Origin of the sequence: Streptomyces sp., from assembly GCF_031181555.1 — a bacterium.
Lineage (GTDB): Bacteria > Actinomycetota > Actinomycetes > Streptomycetales > Streptomycetaceae > Streptomyces > Streptomyces fimbriatus.
On record NZ_JAPSKQ010000022.1, the window covers coordinates 16,208 to 35,805 of the forward strand.

Genomic DNA, 19,598 nt, shown 5'->3' on the forward strand with positions numbered 1-19,598 from the left:
ATGCCATCCACCTCAGCGAGCCGGTTCCGTGTGACCCGCGCCGACGTCGAGGCGTTCGGGCGGGCCAGTGGGGACCACAGCCCCCTGCACACGGACGACGCCTACGCCCGGCGTACGTCCTTCGGGCAGCGGGTCGTGCACGGTGCCCTGGGGGTGCTGCACGCCCTCGCCGCGCTGCCCGCCCCGCCGGACGGCCAGGTACCGGTCGTTCTGCGCGCCCGCTTCCACGCCCCCCTGTTCACCGGCCAGGACTACACCGCCACCGCCGAACCGGACGCCCCCCGGCCCACCGTCCGGGTCCTGGACGGCACCCGCCCGCTCCTCGACGTCGAACTCCACTACGGCACCCGGCCCCAGGGCACCCTGCCCGTCAACGGCGTACGCCGTCGCGCCGAGGCCGCCGATCGCCCCCTCGGCGACCTCGCCGAGGGCAACCTGGACGCCGCCTACGACCCGGACGAGGCCGCCTACGCCCGGCTCCTCGCCAGCACCGGCGCGGCCACCGCCGGAGTCACCGTCGAACTGGCCGCGCTGCTCGGCTGGGCCAGCTACCTGGTCGGCATGGAGGCACCCGGCCGTCGTGCGCTCGCCGCCGGATACACGGTCCGCCTGCTCACCGAGGACACCTCGGACGCACCGGGCGCCACGGCCCGGATCGCCGCCGTGGACCACCGCTTCGGCCGAGTTGAGCTGACCGGGCGCGCCACCGGCACCGGACTCACCGGCACCGTCGAGGCCGAGGCGCTGGTGCGCGAGGAGGTGCCCGCGCCCGAGCCGGACCGCGTCCGTGAGCTGCTGGGGGGCACCGGCACCGCCCTCACCGGGCAGGTGGCCCTCGTCGTCGGCGCCAGCCGGGGCCTCGGGGCGGCCCTCGCCCAGGCCCTCGTCCTCCAGGGCGCCACCGTGTACGGCGGCTTCCACCGCAGCAGGGCGGAAGCCGAAGCGGTGCGCCAGGGCCTCGGCGACGCCGCCGACCGGCTGCACCTGGTGCAGGGCGACTGGTCCGACCCGCGGTGGTGCGCCGACGCGCGCGAACGCCTGCTGCGCGAACAGGGGCGGCTCGACATCCTGGTGCTCACCGCCTGCCCGCCCGTCACCGCCCTCGGCCTCGACCCCGCCGCCGCCGACCGGGTCGACGCGTACGTCATGGACAGCCTGGCCCTCGTCCGCGGCCCGCTGTCCCGCTTCGCCGAGGACCTGGCCGGCACCGGCGGCCGCGTACTGGCGCTCTCCTCGCAGTGGGTGACCGAGCCGCCCGCGGGCCGTGCCCACTACGTCGCCGCCAAGTCCGCCGTCGAGGGCCTGGTCCGCGGCGCCGCCGTCGAGTACCCCTCGGTACGGTTCCTGGTGGCCCGCCCGCCCCGGCTCGCCACCTCCCTGTCCGGGGGCATCGCCGGACAGGACGCGGGCGCCCCGGTCGAACCGGTCGCCGCCGCGCTGGTGCGCCGCATCGGCGACCGGGACCTGGAACCGGGCCGGGCCCACATCGTGGACACCTTCGACCACGACGACCCCCCTGAGCAGGCCGCCGGACCCGCACTGGTCGTCGCCGCCACCTTCACCACCGACCCGCTGCTGCCCGTCCTCGCCCACTGGAACGAGCGCCTCGGGCTCGGTCTGCGCCTCGAACTCGCGCCGTACGGACAGGTGTTCCAGGAGCTGCTGGACCCGGCGAGCGCCTTCCACCGCAACACCGGCGGCTGCAACGCCGTCCTGCTGCGCCCGGAGGACTGGCTGGTGGGCGACAGCGACCCCGGCGGCACCGCCGCCGACTTCGTCGCCGCCGTCGAGACCTACGTCCGGCAGGGCGGCGCCCAGCTGATCGTGCACCTCTGCCCGCCCACCCCCGGCGCCGGCGCCGAGCGCCGCCGCGTCCTCGACGAGGCGACGGACCTCGTCACCCGGGGACTGGCCGGATTGCGCGGGGTGCACCTGGGCGGCGGCGCGCGGTGGGGCGGCGGCTTCGAGACCGACGACCACCACGACCGCGCTCGGCTCACCCACGCCCACATCCCCTACACCGACCGCGCCTTCACCGCCATGGGGACGGCGTTGACGCGTGCCGCGCACAGCCTGCTCGCCCCGCCGTTCAAGGTGCTCGTGCTCGACTGCGACAACACCCTGTGGCGGGGCGTCTGCGGCGAGGACGGCCCGGACGGCATCGCCCTCGACGACGCCCATCTGGCGCTCCAGGAGTGGGCGCTGGGCCTGCGCGAGCGCGGGGTCCTGCTCTGCCTCGCCAGCAAGAACGACGAGGACGCGGTCTTCGAGGTGTTCCGGTGCCGCACCGAGATGCCACTGCGCCGGGAGCACTTGGCGGCCTGGCGGATCGGCTGGGACCCCAAGCCGGACGGCCTGGTCGCCCTGGCCCGCGAACTCGGCCTCGGCCTCGACAGCTTCGTCTTCCTCGACGACAACCCGGTCGAGATCGCCGCCGTGCGCGCCGCCTGCCCGCAGGTCCTGGCGCTCACCTTCCCCGCGGACCGGTCCGAGCGGCTGCCCGGGATGCTGGAGCGGATCTGGGCGTTCGACCGCCCCGAGGTGACCGCGGAGGACCGGGGCCGCGCCGCCGACTACACGGCCCGCCGCCATCGCGACCGACTGCGCGACTCCGTGCTCACCTTCGCCGACTTCATCGCGAGCCTCGGCCTCGTCGTCGACGTCCGCCCGGCCGCCGAGGCGGACCTGCCGCGCGTCTCCCAGCTCACCCAGCGCACCAACCAGTTCAACCTCACCACCGTCCGCCGTACCGAGGCGGAACTGCGCGCCCTGCTCGCCGCCGGGGACGAGGACGTACGGTGCTGGGTCGCCGAGGTCCGGGACCGGTTCGGTGACTACGGCATCGTGGCCGCCGCCCTGACCCGGCGGAGCCGCGGCGGCGACACCGTCGTGGTCGACACCTTCCTGATGAGCTGCCGGGCACTGGGCCGAGGCGCCGAGCACGCCCTGCTCAGCCACCTGGGGAAGGCCGCACGCGACGACGGCGCCGAGTACCTCGAAGCCGTTTATCTGCCCACGCCCCGCAACGAGCCGGCCCGGATCTTCCTGGAATCCGTCGCCGCCGCGCCCGGCACCCCGCGCGACGACGGCGGTGTGGTCCACCGGATGCCGGTCGCGCACGCCGCGGCCGTCGCCTTCCGCCCCGAGGAACACCAGGCGCCGGACAGCGGCGCCGAACGGCACGACCCCCGCACCGCCACCGCCGACCCGGCACGGCTCGCCGCGCTGACCGAACTCGCCGAGGACATCACCGACCTGACGGCCCTGCACGCCCGGGTACGGCACCAACCGCGGCCGACCTCGGACACGCCGTCCGCCCCGTCCCCGGTCGCGGGCGATCGGCTGGACGCCGTACGCACCCTCGTCCGCGAGACCTTCACCAGCACCCTCGCCCACCCCCAGGTCCCCGTCACCCCCGAGACCACCTTCGAGGCGCTGCGGCTGACCTCGCTCGACATCGTCAACCTCACGGTGGCGCTGGAGCGGCGACTGGGCCGCGAGCTGCCGACGACGCTGCTGTTCGAGCACCGCACCGTCGACGGCCTCGCCCGCGTCCTCGCCGACGTGCCCGAGGAGGCGGCAGCCCAGGAGGCGGCGCCCCCGGACCCCGCCGCCGTCGTCCTGCCGCGCGCCGCCGACCGGCGCGAACCCGTCGCGGTGATCGGCCTGGCCGGGCGGTACCCGCAGGCCGCGAGCGTCGACGAGCTGTGGGAACTCCTCACGGAGGGCCGCAGCGCGGTGCGGGAGCTGTCCGCGCAGCGCTGGGAGCACAGCCGCCACCTCGCCGTGGACGGCGGCCCCGACACCACCTACTCTGCCTGGGCCGCCCTGCTTTCGGACGTCGACCGGTTCGACGCGCAGTTCTTCGGCATCGCCCCGCGCGAGGCCGAGATGATGGACCCGCAGCAGCGGCTCTTCCTCGAAGTCGCCCACGAGGCCGTTGAGGACGCCGGACACACCCGCGCCAGCCTCGGCCCGCACGTCGGTGTCTACGTCGGCGTCATGGCCAACGACTACGCGGCGCTGAGCCGTTCCGCGGCCGTCACCGGGCACGGTCCCTTCCCGTACGCCGAGAACTACCAGATCGCCAACCGGGTCTCGTACTTCTACGACTTCACCGGACCCAGCCTCGCCGTGGACACCGCCTGTTCCGCCTCCGCCGTCGCCGTGCACCTCGCGTGCGAGGCGATCCGCCGGGGCGAGATCACGGCGGCCGTCGCCGGAGGCGTCAACCTCGTCCTGCACCCCGCCCGGCACATCCAGTACGCGCAGATGGGCATGTTGTCCCGGGACGGCCGGTGCCGCCCCTTCGGCGAGGGCGCCGACGGGTTCGTCATGGGCGAGGGCGTCGGCGCCGTCCTGCTCAAACCGATGTCGCGGGCGCTCGCCGACGGCGACCACGTGCACGGCGTCATCAAGGGCAGCTGGACCAACTCCGGCGGCCGCACCAGCGGCTTCACCGTGCCCAACCCGCGGGCACAGGCCGAACTGGTCTCCCGCGCCCTGGCCGACGCCGATGTCCCGCCGCGCACTGTCAGTTACGTCGAGGCGCACGGCAGCGGCACCGAACTCGGCGATCCCATCGAGATCCGCGGTCTGACTACGGCGTTCGGCGGGGAGACCGCCGACGCCTGGTGCGCGATCGGCAGCGTCAAGTCGGCCATCGGCCACTTGGAGCCGGCCGCCGGGATCGCCGGGCTCACCAAGGTGCTGCTCCAGCTGCGCCACCGCACCCTGGCGCCCACCCTGCACGCCGAGACCCTCAACCCGCACATCGACTTCGACCGCACTCCGTTCCGGGTCCAGCGTGAACCGGGCGACTGGCGGCGCCCGGTGGGCCCCGACGGCCCGCTGCCGCTGCGCGCCGGGGTCAGCTCCTTCGGGGCGGGCGGCGTCAACGCCCACCTCGTCGTCGAGGAGGCCCCCGAGACGGCCCCCGCGGAACGGGCCGGCGGCGGTCCCGAGCTGATCGTGGTGAGCGCCGCCGACCCCGAGCGGCTACGCGCCCACGCCCGCCGGCTCCACGCCCATGTGACGTCCGGGCCCGGCCGCACCGCCCGGCTCGCGGACATCGCGCACACCCTGCGCGTCGGCCGTGAACCCCTCGCCCACCGGGCTGCGTTCACGGCGTCGGACCTCACCGAACTGGCCGAGCGCCTCGCCGCCCTCGCCGGTCCCGGGGAGGCACCCGGCATCGTGTACGGCCGCGCCGACGGCGCAGCCTCCCTCGCCGACGTGTTCCCCGAAGGTGAGGAGACCGCCGGCTTCCTGGCCCGCCTCGTCGCGGGAGGCGAGCCGGGCCGGATCGGCCGGCTGTGGACACGCGGCGCCGCCGTCGACTGGCGGACGCTGTTCGCACACACCGACGGGCGCCGCGTGCCGCTGCCGCCGCGGCCCTTCCGGGCCACCCGGTACTGGCTGGAGGGCACCCACCTGGGGATCACGGCGCCGACCCCCGTGCCGGAACACCGGGCCGCGCCGGAGTGGTACCTGCGCCCCGCCTGGCGCACGGCCCCCCTGCCCGCCCCCGCGCGCCCCGACCGGGCGCGCGTGCTGGCGCTGACCGGGGGCGGCTGGCGGCCCGACGACCCGGCCGTCACCGTCGCCGGGAGCGAGGACGACGTGCTGCGCGCCCTCGCCGAAGCCGCCCCCGGCACTCGCGTGACCGTCCTGGACGGCCGCCGTCTCGACCCCGGCGCGCTCGGCGACGATCCGCTGCGGCTGCCCACTGCCCTGGCCAGGGCCTGCGCCACACACGGCGTCCCGGTCACCTACGCCGGCCTGTACCTCCCGGCTGCCGTGGACCCCATGGGCGCGGCCGTGCCCGGCCTGACCCGCTCCGCCGAGCAGGAGATCCCAGGCTTCCGCGGCGTACGCGTCGAGATGGCCGACCTCCCCGGCACCGCGGAGCTGCTGGCCGCCGCCGAGGGTCCCGGCACGGAGGCGAGGTTCGCCGACGGGCGGTACTGGACGCGCGTGCTGGAGCCCCTGCCGGAGGCCGCGCCCCTGCCGGACGCCGCGCCCTGGCGGGAGCGGGGCGTCTACCTCGTCACCGGCGGTGCCGGGGGAGTCGGCCGGATCCTGGCCGAGCGGCTCGCCCGCACCCACCACGCCTCCCTGATCCTCCTCGGCCGCGGCCCGGCCGGACCCGACACCGGGCGGCTGGTCCGCCGTGTCGAGGAAGCGGGCGGACGGGCGCTGTATGTGAGCGCCGACGTCAGCGACCGGGCCGCGCTGGCCGCCGCCGTAGCCGCCGGGGAGGAACGCTTCGGCCCGCTCAACGGCGTCCTGCACGCCGCGGGCGTCGTCGAGGACGCCGCCCTGCGCGACAAGTCCGACGCGTCGATGGCCCGCGTCCTCGCCCCCAAGACGACCGGGACCCGGCTGCTCGACGAGGTCACCGCGGACCGTGAGCTGGACTTCTTCTGTCTGATGTCGTCCGTCAGCGGCACCCTCGGCAACGCGGGGCAGAGCGACTACGCCGCCGCCAACCGGCATCTCGACGCCTTCGCGCTGTGGCGCGCCGCCCGTGTCACCACGGGCGAACGCCACGGCCGCACCGTCTCGGTGGCCTGGCCGCACTGGCGCGACGGCGGCATGACCGCACCGGCGGCGGCCCTCGCCCTCGCCGAGACCACCACCGGGCTGCGGCCCATGGGCACCGAGACCGGCCTGCGCGCCCTGGACGTGGCCCTCTCGGGCGAGCCCGGGTGCACGGTCGTCGGGGTCGGCGACCGGGACCGCTTCATCGCCGCGTTCGCCGGTACGCCCCCGGCGGCACCGCCCCCCGCCCCGGCGGCGCGGCCCCTGCGCGACACCCTCCTCGACCTCGCCGCCGACCTGCTGAAGGCGCCCCGCGACGAGATCGACGCGGACACCGAGTGGGGGGCCTTCGGCTTCAACTCCGTGCTGTTCCTCCAGTTCTGCCAGCGCATCAACGCCACCTTCGGCACCGCGCTCACCCCGGTCGTCTTCTACGAGCACCCCACCCTCGCCCGGCTGACGGCGGCGCTCGCCGCGAACGAGGTGGTGCGACCGGCACCGACGGAACGACCCACCGCCGAGGAGCCCCCGGTCGTACCGGCCGGGCCCGAACCCGTCGCCGTCGTCGGCATGGCCGGGCGGTTCCCCGGCGCCCCCGACCTGGAGACCTACTTCGAGCGGCTGCTGGAGGGCCACGACGCGGTGACCGAGGTCGACCCCGCCCGCTGGGACTGGCGGGCCACGGCCGCGGGAGAGCACTGCCGGTACGGCGGCTTCCTCGACGACATCGACGCCTTCGACGCCGAATTCTTCGGGATCTCACCGCGCGAGGCCCGTACCATGGACCCGCAGCAGCGACTCTTCCTGGAGACCGCCTGGTCCGCCCTGGAACACGCCGGACACGACCCGCGTTCCCTGTGCGGCAGCCGCACCGGAGTCTTCGCCGGAGTGACCCTGCACGACTGGCTCGACGTGCTGCGCGACAGCGACGAACCGCCCGCCGCGCACACCGTCACCGGCAATGTGCACAGCATCGTCCCCAACCGGGTCTCCCACCTGCTCGACCTGCGCGGGCCCAGCGAGGCCATCGACACCGCCTGCTCCAGCTCGCTGGCCGCCGTGCACCGGGCGGTGCTCGCGCTGCGCTCCGGCGAGTGCGACCTCGCCCTCGCCGGAGGCGTCAACGCGCTGCTCTCCGTGGAGGTGTACGAGTCCCTCGCCAAGGCCGGGATGCTGTCGCCGACCGGCCGCTGCCACACCTTCGGCGACGCCGCCGACGGATACGTGCGCGGCGAGGGCGTCGGAGCCGTCGTCCTCAAACGCCTGTCCGCCGCGCTCGCCGACGGCGACACCGTGCACGGAGTGATCCTCGGCACCGCCGTCAACCACGGCGGCCGGGGCCACTCGCTGACCGCGCCGCAGCCCTCCGCCCAGGCCGACGTGGTCGTCGAGGCGGTCACGGCGGCGGGCGTACCGGCGGACACCATCACCTTCGTCGAGACCCATGGCACCGGCACCGAACTCGGCGACCCCATCGAGGTGAGCGGCCTCAAGGAGGCTTTCGGCCGGCTCGGCGCCGCCGACGGGCCCACCGGCGGCTGCGTCCTCGGCGCGGTCAAGGCCAACATCGGCCACCTGGAGTCGGCCGCGGGCATCGCCTCCCTGCTGAAGGTGCTGCTTGCCATGCGTTACCGCACCCTGCCGCCCAACCTGCACGGCGACCCCCCGAACCGCCATCTCGACCTCACCGAGGGCCCCTTCCGGCTGCTCCACGTGGCCGAGCCCTGGAAGCCCCCGGTCGGTGCCGACGGCGCCGCGCCGCCGCTGCGGGCAGGCGTCAGCTCCTTCGGGTTCGGCGGCTCCAACGCCCATGTGGTCCTGGAGCAACCCCCGTTGACACCGGACCCCGTCATCGAGGAGCCCACCCGGCAGGCCGTCACCCTGTCCGCCCGCGATCCGGAACGCCTGCGCGCCTACGCCCAGCGGCTGCGGGACACCCTCGCCGCCCCCGACGAGGCCGATCTGCCCGCCCTCGCCGACCTGGCGTACACCACCCAGACGGGCCGCCCGCACTTGGACAGCCGGGTGGCGCTGGTCGCCGAGTCCGTCGACGAACTCCGCGACCGCCTCGACCGGTTCCTGACGGCGGGCGACGGCCCGGTCGTGCACACGGGCGGCGACGGCTCCGTGCGCCGGTCCGCCACCACGGACCCGGACACGGACGCGCTGGCCGCCGCCTGGGCCGCCGGGGACACCGTCGACTGGGCCGCGACGCACGCGGGCCGCCCCCGACGCCGGGTGCCCCTGCCCACCTACCCCTTCGACCACACCCGGCGCCACGGCCCCGGCCGGGCCACCGCGCTCCCGGCACCCGCGCCCGCCGAGACCGGCGACGGCCACCACCCGGTCCTCGTCGAACGCCGCTGGGTCCCGCTGCACACGACACCGCGCGCCCCGCACCGCCGCCTCACCTGCCTGCTGGTGCTGCGCGGCCCCGAGAGCCTCGGCCTGATCGGCGCCCTGCCCGACGGCATCGACTGGATCGTGCTGCGGGAACGAGGGGGCCTGCCCCGGCTGTTGCCACCCGCGTACGAGTACGAACTCGACCACGACGACCACGCCGACGGCGAGAAGGTCGCTGCCGCGCTGCTGGCCCGGCACCCCCGGGTGGACGCCGTACTCGACCTCGTCGACCTCGCGGGACCGGAGCCCGGCGCCGAGGACTCCGGCCTCGGACACGAGGCGGGCCGCGTCGCCCTGTTGCAGGCCCTGGTGCGGCACGCCACCGGCGCCGGCTCCGGCGCCCCGCGCACCACCGGCGCGGACCTGGCCGTCGTACACGTCACCCGGTGCCTGGCCGGCCACCGCAACCCGCGGCCCGGGACCAGGGGCGCCCGGATGGCGGCGCTCGTCCGCGCCGTCGGCGGCGAGTACGCGGCGGTCCGCGCCACCACCCTCGACCTCGAAGGCGACACCGGACCCGCCGACGCGCTGCCGCTGGCCCTGCGGGAGATCGACACGGCGGGCTCGGAGCCCGAGGTGTGCGTGCGCGGCCACGTCCGGCACGCGCCCCGGCTCACGGACCTGCCTGACGAACCCGAACAGCCCCCGGCACCGGGCACGTTCGGCGGCTTCGCCGTGCACCCGGACCGCGTCTACGTCATCACGGGCGGCACCGGCGGCCTGGGCGCGGCCCTCGCCCGGGAACTGTTCGCGCGCGGCGCCCGCCGGTTCGCCGTGACCGGCCGCCGCCCCCTGCCCCCGGTCGAGGAGTGGACGGAGGACCGCGGCGCCCGCGAACTTCCCAACGGCATGGCCGACCTGGTCGAGCTGCGGGACCGGGGCGCCCGGATAGCGGCGTACGGCGGACCGCTCACCGACCGGGCGGCCCTCGGGGCGTTCCTCGACGGTGTGCGCGCCGGACTCGGGCCGATCGCGGCCGTCGTGCACTGCGCGGGCTCCGTCGACCAGCGCAACCCCGTCTTCCTCCGCAAGACCTGGCCGGACATCGTCCGGACCTGGGAACCCAAGGGCGAGGGGCTCGTCGTGCTCGACGCCCTCCTCGCCGCCGACGAACCCGACTTCGTCGTCCTGTACTCCTCGCTCTCCGCCGCCCTGCCCTTCCTCTCCGCCGGCCTGTCCGACTACGGCAGCGCCAACGCCTATCTCGACGCCTTCGCCGCCCGCGCCGCACGACGCGGTTCCCGCACCCGCTATCTGTCCGTCGCCTGGGGCGGCTGGTCCGGCATCGGCATGGGCGAGGTCCGCAGCCCCCGCTACACCGAACAGGGCTTCACCTCGCTCACCCCGGCCGAGGGCATCGGCCTCCTCGAACAGGCGCTGCGCCGCGACCCCGGGCCGACCGTCATCGCCCTGGCCCGCGACGGCGACACCACTACCGCCGAACCGGAGCGGGCCGTGACCGCGGAGGAGCCCCGCGGCGAACTGCTGCCCCTGGTCGTCGACGCCGTGCGCGACCTCATCGCCGACGAGGTGCTGCTGCCCCGCGAACGCGTCACACCCGACGTCCACTTCAGCGACCTCGGCGTCGACTCCATCCTGCTCGCCGGTGTCGTCACCAAGCTGGAGGCCCTCACCGGCGAGCCCGTGACCCCGTCCGCCGTTCTGGAGTACCCCACGGCCGCCGCACTCGGCGCCCATCTGCTCCAGGAGCACCCGCGCGGTGTCGCCGCGTGGGCGGCGGACCGGTTGCCGACCACGACGGCGCGCGGCGGCGGCGAGACGACGACCACGGTGACACCGAGCCACAGCGAACCCGCCCCCCGGCCGCGTCGGGAGGGCCCGGGCCGGGGACCCACAGGATCCACCGCCCTCGCCGTCATCGGCATGGCCGGCCGCTTCCCCGGCGCCCCCACCACCGACGCCTTCTGGGAACTGCTGCGCACCGGCCAGGACGCCGTACGGGAGATTCCGGCCGACCGCTGGGACAGCGCCCGCCTGTACACGCCCACGACCACCCCCGGCCGCTCGACCAGCAAATGGGGCGGCTTCATCGACGGCATCGAGGAGTACGACCCCGCCTACTTCGGCATCCCCGAGGCGGACGCCGCCCATGTCGACCCCGTGATCAGGCTCGTCCTGGAGTGCGCGGAACAGACCTTCAGGGACGCCGGGTACGAGCGCCACGAGCTGGCCGGGCGCCGCGTCGGGGTCTTCGCGGGCGCGGGCACCACCGACTACGGCCTGCGCATCCCCGAGCCCCGCCGCGCCACCGTCACCGGCCTCAACCCCAACTTCATCGGCGCCCGCATCGCGCACGTCTACGACTTCAGCGGACCCAACATGGTCGTCGACACCGCCTGCTCGTCCTCCCTGACCGCCCTCTACCTGGCCCGGCAGGCGCTGCTGACCGGCGAGTGCGAACTCGCCCTGGTCGCCGGGGCCGACCTGCTGCTCGACCAGACGCCCTACCTCAAGCTCAGCGTCGCCGAGGCGCTCTCGCCCACCGGACGCTGCCGGGTCTTCGACAAGGACGCCGACGGGTTCGTGCCCGGGGAGGGCGCCGGGGCCGTGCTGCTCAAACCGCTCGCCGCCGCCCTCGCCGACGGCGACCGCGTACACGCCGTCCTGGAGAGCGTGGCCATGAACAACGACGGCCGCACCATGGGCCTGACCACCCCCAACCCGGACGCCCAGGAACGGGTCGTCCGAGACGCGCTGCGCATGGCCGACGCCGCCCCCGACACCGTGTCGTACGTGGAGGCGCACGGCACCGGCACCATGATCGGCGACCCGATGGAACTACGTGCCCTCACCCGGGCGTTCGGCGGTGACACCGACACCCCTGGGTTCTGCGCGATCGGCAGCGTGAAGTCCAACATCGGCCATCTGCTGATGGCGTCCGGCATGGCGGGCCTGCACAAGGTCGTCCTGGCGCTGCGCCACCGCCAGCTGCCGCCCACCCTGCACTGCGAGACCCCCAACCCCCGCTTCGCCTTCGGTACTTCCCCCTTCCACCCGAACACCGAACTGCGCGACTGGATCCCCCGGGGCGGCGGCACCCGCCGCGCGGGCCTCAGTTCCTTCGGGTTCGGCGGCACCAACTGCCACGCGATCCTGCGCGAACCGTACGCCGACGAGCGCGGCGCGACGGTCCGTACGGCGCTGCCGCCCGCCGACTTCCAGCGGGCCCGGCACTGGATCGACACCGCGCCCGCCGACCCGGCCGCCGCGCCCACCGATCCGGCTGCCACGTCCACCGATCCGGCCGCCGCGCCCGCCGCCGCGTTCCCGCACGACGGCCGCCGCTACCTGGAGCTGGCCGAGGACGACGAGCCCGCCCCCACCGCACCGCACCGCGTCCCCGCACACCGGCCCTTACTCCAGCTGGAGGAGCTGTCATGACCGCACCCCACCGACCCTCGGCCGCCGAGGCCGACGTCGCCGCCGTCGAGGGCCGCCGGCTCCGCTCGGTCGTGACGGCGGGGGACGAGATCGTCCGCGGCCACCTCGTCCACGACGTGCCGGTGCTGCCCGGCGTCTTCCATCTCGACCTGACGCTCCGGCTGCTGCGCCGCGCGGGCATCGACCCGGCCACCGCGGAGCTGCGCCGCTGCCTGTTCATCGCGCCCGTCGTCGCCACCGCGGAGATGGACAAGGAACTGCGGATCGTCGTCGGCGAGCGCACCGGACCGGACACCGTCCCCGTGCACGTGGAGAGCCGCCCCCTCATCGGCGGCAACGTCGTCGACGACACCTGGGAGCGCAACTTCCAGGCGGAGGTCCGGCTCGGCCTGCCCGTGGAGAATCCGGCCCTCGACCTGACGGACCTGACCGGCCCCGAGGCCGAGGAGGGCGACGCCGAGGAACTGTACGCCTTCGCCCGCCAGCTCTCCATCCACCACCGGGACTTCATGAAGGTCAGCGGACGCCTGCGGACCCGGCCGGGCGGTGCGCTCGCCGAGATCTCGCTCGGCGACGCGGCGGCGGCCTACCTCGACCACTTCCACATCCACCCCGTCGTCCTCGACTTCTCCACCCTGGTGCCGTTCCTGCACTTCGGGCGCGACCAACGGGCCGCGCTGACACGGCCGTTCATCCCCATCTTCATCCGGTCCTTCCGGGCCGCCGGATCCTCGGCCCGGGACAGCAGGGTGTACGTGCCCGCCCTCTCCCAGCGCATGGCCGACGGCGACACCGTGACCGGCGACATCACCATCTGCGGTGCCGACGGCCGCGTCATCGCCTCGATGAACGGCTTCACCTGCAAACGGGTGCGGTCGGCCGAGCACATCACCAAGTTCGCCGGAGCGGTACCCGCCCGTGCCGTCTCCCCGTTCGTGCCGGCTCCCGGGCCCGCCGCCCCCGAGGCGGAGCCGCCCGTGCCCGCGGGCCCGGTCGCCTCCCTCGACCAGGTGATCACGGAGCTGGTGACCGAGATCCTCGGCGGCGACGACGGCGTGGAACAGGACCGCGGCTTCTACGACCTCGGCCTGACCTCCGTCAATCTGCTCGCCATCGCGGGCAAGCTGGAGAAACGGCTCGGGCAGGAGCTGTACCCCACACTGCTGTTCGAGTACCCGACCGTGCGGAAACTGGCGGCCTACCTGCGCGAGGAGGGCATGGAGCCGGGCCCCGCCGCGGCGGAACCACAGCCGGACGCCGAGGCCGAGCCGCAACCCGAGCCCCAGGCGCCCGCTGCCACCCCCACCCCCATGGCCCGGGTCGGCGCACCGGAACCCGCCACCACCGACGACGACATCGCCATCGTCGGCCTCGCCGGACGCTACCCCCGCGCCGCCGACGTGGACCGCTTCTGGGAAGTGCTGCGCGACGGCCAAGACTGCGTCACCGAGATCCCCCAGGAGCGCTGGGACTACCGCGACTACTTCGAGCCGCGCCGCGGCACCACCGGACGCTCGTACAGCAAATGGGGCGCCTTCCTCGACGGCGTCGACCGCTTCGACCCGCTGTTCTTCAACATCTCCCCGCGCCAGGCCGAACTGATGGACCCGCACGAGCGGCTCTTCCTGGAGACCGCCTGGGAGACCATCGAGGACGCCGGTCACACCCCGGAGACCCTCGGCGCCGCCACCGGCGCCAAGGTCGGCGTGTTCGTGGGCGTGATGTGGAACGACTACCAGCTCTACGGTCTGGAGTCGGTGCAGCACGGCGCCCCGCAGGTCGTCGCCTCCACCTCCTCGCTGATCCCCAACCGCGTCGCCTACACCTTCGACTTCCAGGGCCCGAGCGTGGCGATGGACACCGCCTGCTCCTCCTCCCTGTTCACCCTGCACATGGCCTGCGAGTCGATCCGCCGGGGCGAGTGCCGGGCGGCCGTCGCGGGCGGCGTCAACCTGTCCCTGCACCCGTACAAGTACCTGCGCCTCGCCGACAGCAACCTGCTCTCCACCGACGGCCGCTGCCGGGTCTTCGGGCGCGGCGCCGACGGCTACGTCCCCGGTGAGGGCGTCGGCGCCGTCCTCGTCCGCCCGCTCGCCGACGCGATCGCCGCGGGCGACCAGATCTACGGCGTCATCCGCGGCTCGGCGGCCCAGCACGGCGGACGCACCAGCGGCTTCGCCGTCCCCAGCCCCGACGCGCAGGCGCGGGTCGTCCTGGAGGTCCTGGAGAAGTCCCAGGTGCCGCCCGAGACCATCACGTACATCGAGGCGCACGGCGGCGGCACCACCCTCGGCGACCAGATAGAGATCGCCGCCCTGGCGAAGGCGTTCCGCCGCTACACCCGGGAGCAGGGCTTCTGCGCCATCGGATCACTGAAGTCCAACGTCGGCCACCTGGAGGGCGCCGCGGGCATCGCCTCGCTCACCAAGGTGCTGCTGTCGCTGCGCCACCGGCTGATCGTGCCCTCGCTGCACACCGACGAACTGAACCCCGAGATCCCCTTCTCCAGCACCCCGTTCTACGTCGCCCGGCGCACCGAGGCCTGGGAGCGGGTGACCGACCCGCGCACCGGCGCCCCCGCCCCGCGCCGGGCCGCGCTGAGCAGCTTCGGCTTCGGCGGCGCCAACGCCCATGTGCTGGTCGAGGAGTACCTGCCGGAACCGTCCGCCCTCGCGGGCGGCACCGCGCGGAGCGGACCGCGCGCCGTCGACCCGTACGTCGTCCCGCTGTCCGGACGGGACGACAGCAGGCTGCGGGACCAGGCCCGGCGCCTGCTGGACCATCTGCGCGCCCACCCCCAGCTCCGTATCGAGGACATCGTCCTCACCCTCGGCGCGGGCCGCCGGGCCATGGAGTCACGGCTCGCCCTCGCGGCGCGCGACACCGGGGAACTCACCCGCGCCCTTGAGGACTTCCTCGCCGGACGGGACGGCACCGCGCGCCGCTGGTCCGGCCGGGTCAAGCACGCGTCCGCCCCGGAGGGGACGAGCGCCCCACTGACCACCGAGTCGGTCGCCGAACGCTGGGTGCGCGGCCATGACGTGCCCTGGCAGGACACCGTGCCGTCCACGGCGCGCCGGATCTCCCTGCCCACCTACGCCTTCGCCCGGCAGCGCTGCTGGGTCCCCGGCCTCGGCGGTACGGCGGCCAGGGCGGTACCGCCGGGCGCGGTGCGCGCGCCAGAGGCCGACGCGCCGGCCGTCCTGCCCCCGGAACCCGTGGCGCCGCCCGAGCCGGAGCCGCGGCCCGCGCCCGCCACCGCGCCGGAACCGCTCGCCCCGCTCGACGAGCGCACCCTGCTCTACCGCCCCGTCTGGACACCGCGCCCCGTGGAGGGCGACCCCGTCACCGGCACCCTGCTCGTCTTCGACACCTCCGCCGAACGCGTCGCCGAACTGCGCTCCCGGCACGGACGCGTGGTGTGGGTGCGTCCCGGCGCGGAGTACACCCGGCTCTCCCCGGACGACTACGACATCGCCCCCGACAGCGCAGAGGACCACCGCGCCCTGCTGGCGGCGCTGCGCGCGGACCGGGTCACGCCCTCGGCCGTGCTGCACCTGTGGCAGCTGGACGGCCCGACCCCCGCCGACGGACCGCTCGACGGCCTCGACGCCGCCGTCGTACCCGTCTTCCTGTTCTGCCAGGCCTCGATGGTCGGCCTGGACCGTACGCTGCCCGTCGTCCACGCGTTCGACGGCAACCGCGACCTGCCCGCGGGCGCCTCGGTCGGCGGTTTCGCCCGCAGCGTGCGCCTGGAACAGCCCAAGCTTGCCGTCAAGGCCGTCGACATCCGGGACCGCCGCGGCACCGCGGAACTCGCCGCCCTGCTCCTCGCCGAGACCGCGAGCCCCGACGACATCGAGGTCCGCCACACCGGCGCCACCCGCGCCGTCCTGTCCTTCACCCGCAGCCGTCCCCCGGCCGCCGTCGGCACCCCGCTCGCCCGCACCGGCGGCGTCTACCTGATCAGCGGCGGCACCGGTGGCCTCGGCCTGCACGTGGCCCGGCACATGGCGGCGCGGGCGAAGGTCTCCCTCGTCCTGTTCGGCCGCTCCGCGCCGGGCCCCGGCCAACAGGCCGCCGTCGACGAGATCCGGCGCGCGGGCAGCGACGCCGTGTACCTCCAAGCCGACACGGTGAGCCCGGCCGACATGGCGCGGGTCGTCGACGAGGCCCGGTCCCGCTTCGGGCCGCTGAACGGGGTGATCCACTCGGCGGGCGTCACCGAGGACGGGCTGCTCATCACCAAACCGCTGGACTCGGTACGTCGGGTGCTCGCGCCGAAACTGGCGGGCACCCGCGCCCTCGACCTGGCCACCCGGGGCGAGGACCTGGACTACTTCGTGCTCTTCTCGTCCGCCTCGGCCGTCCTCGGCAGCGTCGGCGCCGCCGACTACACCACGGGCAACCGCTTCCTGGACGCCTACGCCGAATGGCGGGAGACGCTGCGCGCCCGGGGCGAGGCCCGTGGCCGCACCCTGTCCGTCAACTGGCCGATGTGGCGCGACGGCGGGATGCGCATCCACCCCGACGTGGAGCAGGACGTGCTGGTGCGGGCCGGTCTCGAACCGATGGACACCGCGGAGGGACTCGCCGCCTTCCACGCCGCGCTCGCCCTCGACGAGCCGCAACTGGTCGTGCTCCAAGGCGATCCGGCCCGGCTGGAGGCACGGATGAGGTCAGTGGTCGAGAACCTGGGCGAGGAACTGCCCCCGGCCGGGCCTGAGGCCGAGGCTGACAGCAGCGGGCCGGACCCCGACACCCTGGTACGGGAACTGCGGGAGGTCGTCGCGGACGTCCTCAAGCTCCCCCAGAGCGAACTGGACGTGGACGACGAGCTCTCCGACTACGGCCTGGACTCCGTTGCCGCGATGCGCGCCCTCACCGGCCTGGAGGAGAAGTACGGCGTACCGATCCCGCCGTCGCTGCTCCTGCGCCACCGCACGATCAAGGCGCTCGCCGGGCATCTCGCGACCGAGGTGCTGCGCGACGCGCACGTGCCCGCGCCGGAGACGCGGGCCACCGTCCCCGCGCCGGAGACGCGGGACGCCACCATTCCCGCTGTGGCGCCGGCGTCCGCGGGTGGCGGTCGCGTCGCCGTCGTCGCCGCGGCCTGCCGCTTCCCCGGCTCGCCCAGCCTGGAGAGCTTCTGGGACAACCTCGTCCAGGGCCGTGACTGCGTGGGCCCGGCGCCGGACGGGCGCTGGCCGGGGGAGTGGCTGCGGCACGCGGGCGCCGATGTCGTCACCGCCGCGCGCTGGGGCGGATTCATCGACGGCGTCGACCAGTTCGACGCCGCCCGCTTCGGCATCGACGACGAAGAGGCCCGCTGGATGGACCCGCAGCAGCGGATCTGCCTGGAGGTCGCCCAGGAACTCCTCGACCGCGCCGGGTACCGGCGCCCCGAACTGGCGGGCAGCGCGACCGGCGTCTTCCTCGGCGTCGGCCCCAACGACTACACCCGGCGCGGCTTCCTCGCCGGACTGCCGACCCCGCCCAGGCTGCTCGCCGACTCGCTGCCGAACATGGCGGGCGCGGCCCTCTCGCACGCCTTCGACCTGCGCGGTCCGAGCCTGGCCGTGGACACCGCCTGTTCGTCCTCGTTGGTCGCGCTGCACCGGGCCGTGCAGAGCCTGCTGGCGGGGGAGTGCGAGGTGGCGATCGCCGGGGGCGTCGAGCTGCTGCTCGACCCGTTCGTGTACGTGGGTCTGGACCGCGCCGGCGCGCTGTCCAAGGACGGCAGGTCCCGCGTCTTCGACCGGGACGCGGCCGGGTTCGTGCCGGGCGAGGGCGCGGGCCTGGTGCTGCTGAAGGAGGAGGGGCGGGCGCTGCGCGACGGCGACACCATCCTCGCGACCGTCGTCGGCTCCGCGGTCAACAACGACGGCCGCACCGTCGGTCCGACCACTCCGAGCCACGAGGCCCAGACCGAGGTCATCCGCGCCGCACTGCGCGCGGGCGGCGTCGATCCGGCGACCGTCGGCTATCTGGAGGCACACGGCTCCGCGAGCGGCTTCGGCGACCCGATCGAGATCTCCGCCGCCGCGGAGGCGTACCGGGCCGAGGGCCGGACCCGGCCGGTCGGGGTCGGGTCGGTGAAGACCAACATCGGCGCGCTGCTGCACGCCGGAGGCGTCGCCTCCCTGATCAAGGTGGTGCTCGGCCTGCACCACGGCCGCCTGGTGCCGACCCTGCACTGCTCCGAGCCGCACCCGCGGATCCGGTTCGAGCGGACCCCGTTCCGCCCGGTGCTGACCGGCGGCGACTGGCCGCGCGAGGGCGCCGCTCCGCGCCGCGCCGGTGTCTCCTCGTTCGGCTTCGGCGGCACCAACGCGCACGTCGTGCTGGAGGAGGCCCCGTCCGGCCACCGCCCGTCCCGCACGCCGCTGCCGGTGACGGCGTTCGAACGCAGGCGCCACTGGCTGGAGGACCCGGAGCCGGGCCCCGCGCGCCCCCTCGCCGCCGACGCCCTGCTGCCCGCCGTGAGCCGGCGCGTCGCCGCCGCCGTGGCCGCGCTGCTGCCCAGCCCGGCGGGGACCGACCCGAGCGAGCTGAACGGCCACAACTTCATGGAACTCGGCCTCGGTTCGGCGACGCTCATCGAGCTGAACGCCGCCCTCGACGAGGAGTTCCGGGTCGCCGTACCCCCCACCGCGCTCTTCCGGCACCCGAACGTGCCGGATCTGTCCCGCTACCTCGTCGACGAGTACGAGGCCGAACTGACCCGCTGGCGTGCCGCCCACAACGGCACCGTCCGGACCGCCGACTCACCCACCGGCAACGGGGGGCCGGCCCGCCACCGGGAGCCCGCCGTCGCGGGACACGCACCGGCCCGACGGCCGGACGGCGGCTCCGAGGAGGACGACACAGCCACCGGGCCAGCCATGCCACACCATGAGGACATCGCGATCATCGGCATCGGCGGCCGGTTCCCCGGTGCCGACGGCCCGGACGCGCTCTGGGCCCGGCTGGCGGCGGGCGACGACCTGGTCACTCCGGTGCCCGCGAGCCGCTGGGACCACAATCGCCACTACGATCCCACCGGCACCACACCCGGTACGACGGACTGCCGCCACGGCGCCTTCCTGGACGCCATCGACACCTTCGACGCGGCGTTCTTCCGCATCCTGCCCAGCGAGGCCGAGAGCATGGACCCGCAGCTCAGGCTGCTGCTCGAGGTCCTCTACGCCACGGCCGAGGACGCGGGCGCGACGCCCGCGCTGCGCGGCTCGAACACCGGCATCTTCGTC

At 75.0% G+C, this 19,598-nt stretch carries 2 protein-coding genes (1 of these 2 cut by a window edge); both read left to right on the plus strand.

The features are described 5' to 3' along the window. A complete protein-coding gene (locus tag RIM90_RS07470) occupies positions 1 to 12,348 on the plus strand; it encodes an SDR family NAD(P)-dependent oxidoreductase (protein ID WP_309059780.1) in 12,348 nt (4,115 codons plus the stop codon). Then, positions 12,345 to 19,598: the 5' portion of an SDR family NAD(P)-dependent oxidoreductase gene (locus RIM90_RS07475; RefSeq protein ID WP_309059781.1), read on the plus strand. It continues 4,893 nt past the right edge of the window; 7,254 of the gene's 12,147 nt are visible here — the first part of the coding sequence; it begins with the start codon at positions 12,345 to 12,347; the stop codon falls past the right edge of the window. Before RIM90_RS07470 ends, RIM90_RS07475 begins: the two co-directional genes overlap by 4 nt.

Bases quoted from the DNA above. Each gene is read 5' to 3' on its own strand.
- RIM90_RS07470 (WP_309059780.1), top strand. From the start codon at position 1: ATGCCATCCACCTCAGCGAGCCGGTTCCGTGTGACCCGCGCCGACGTC.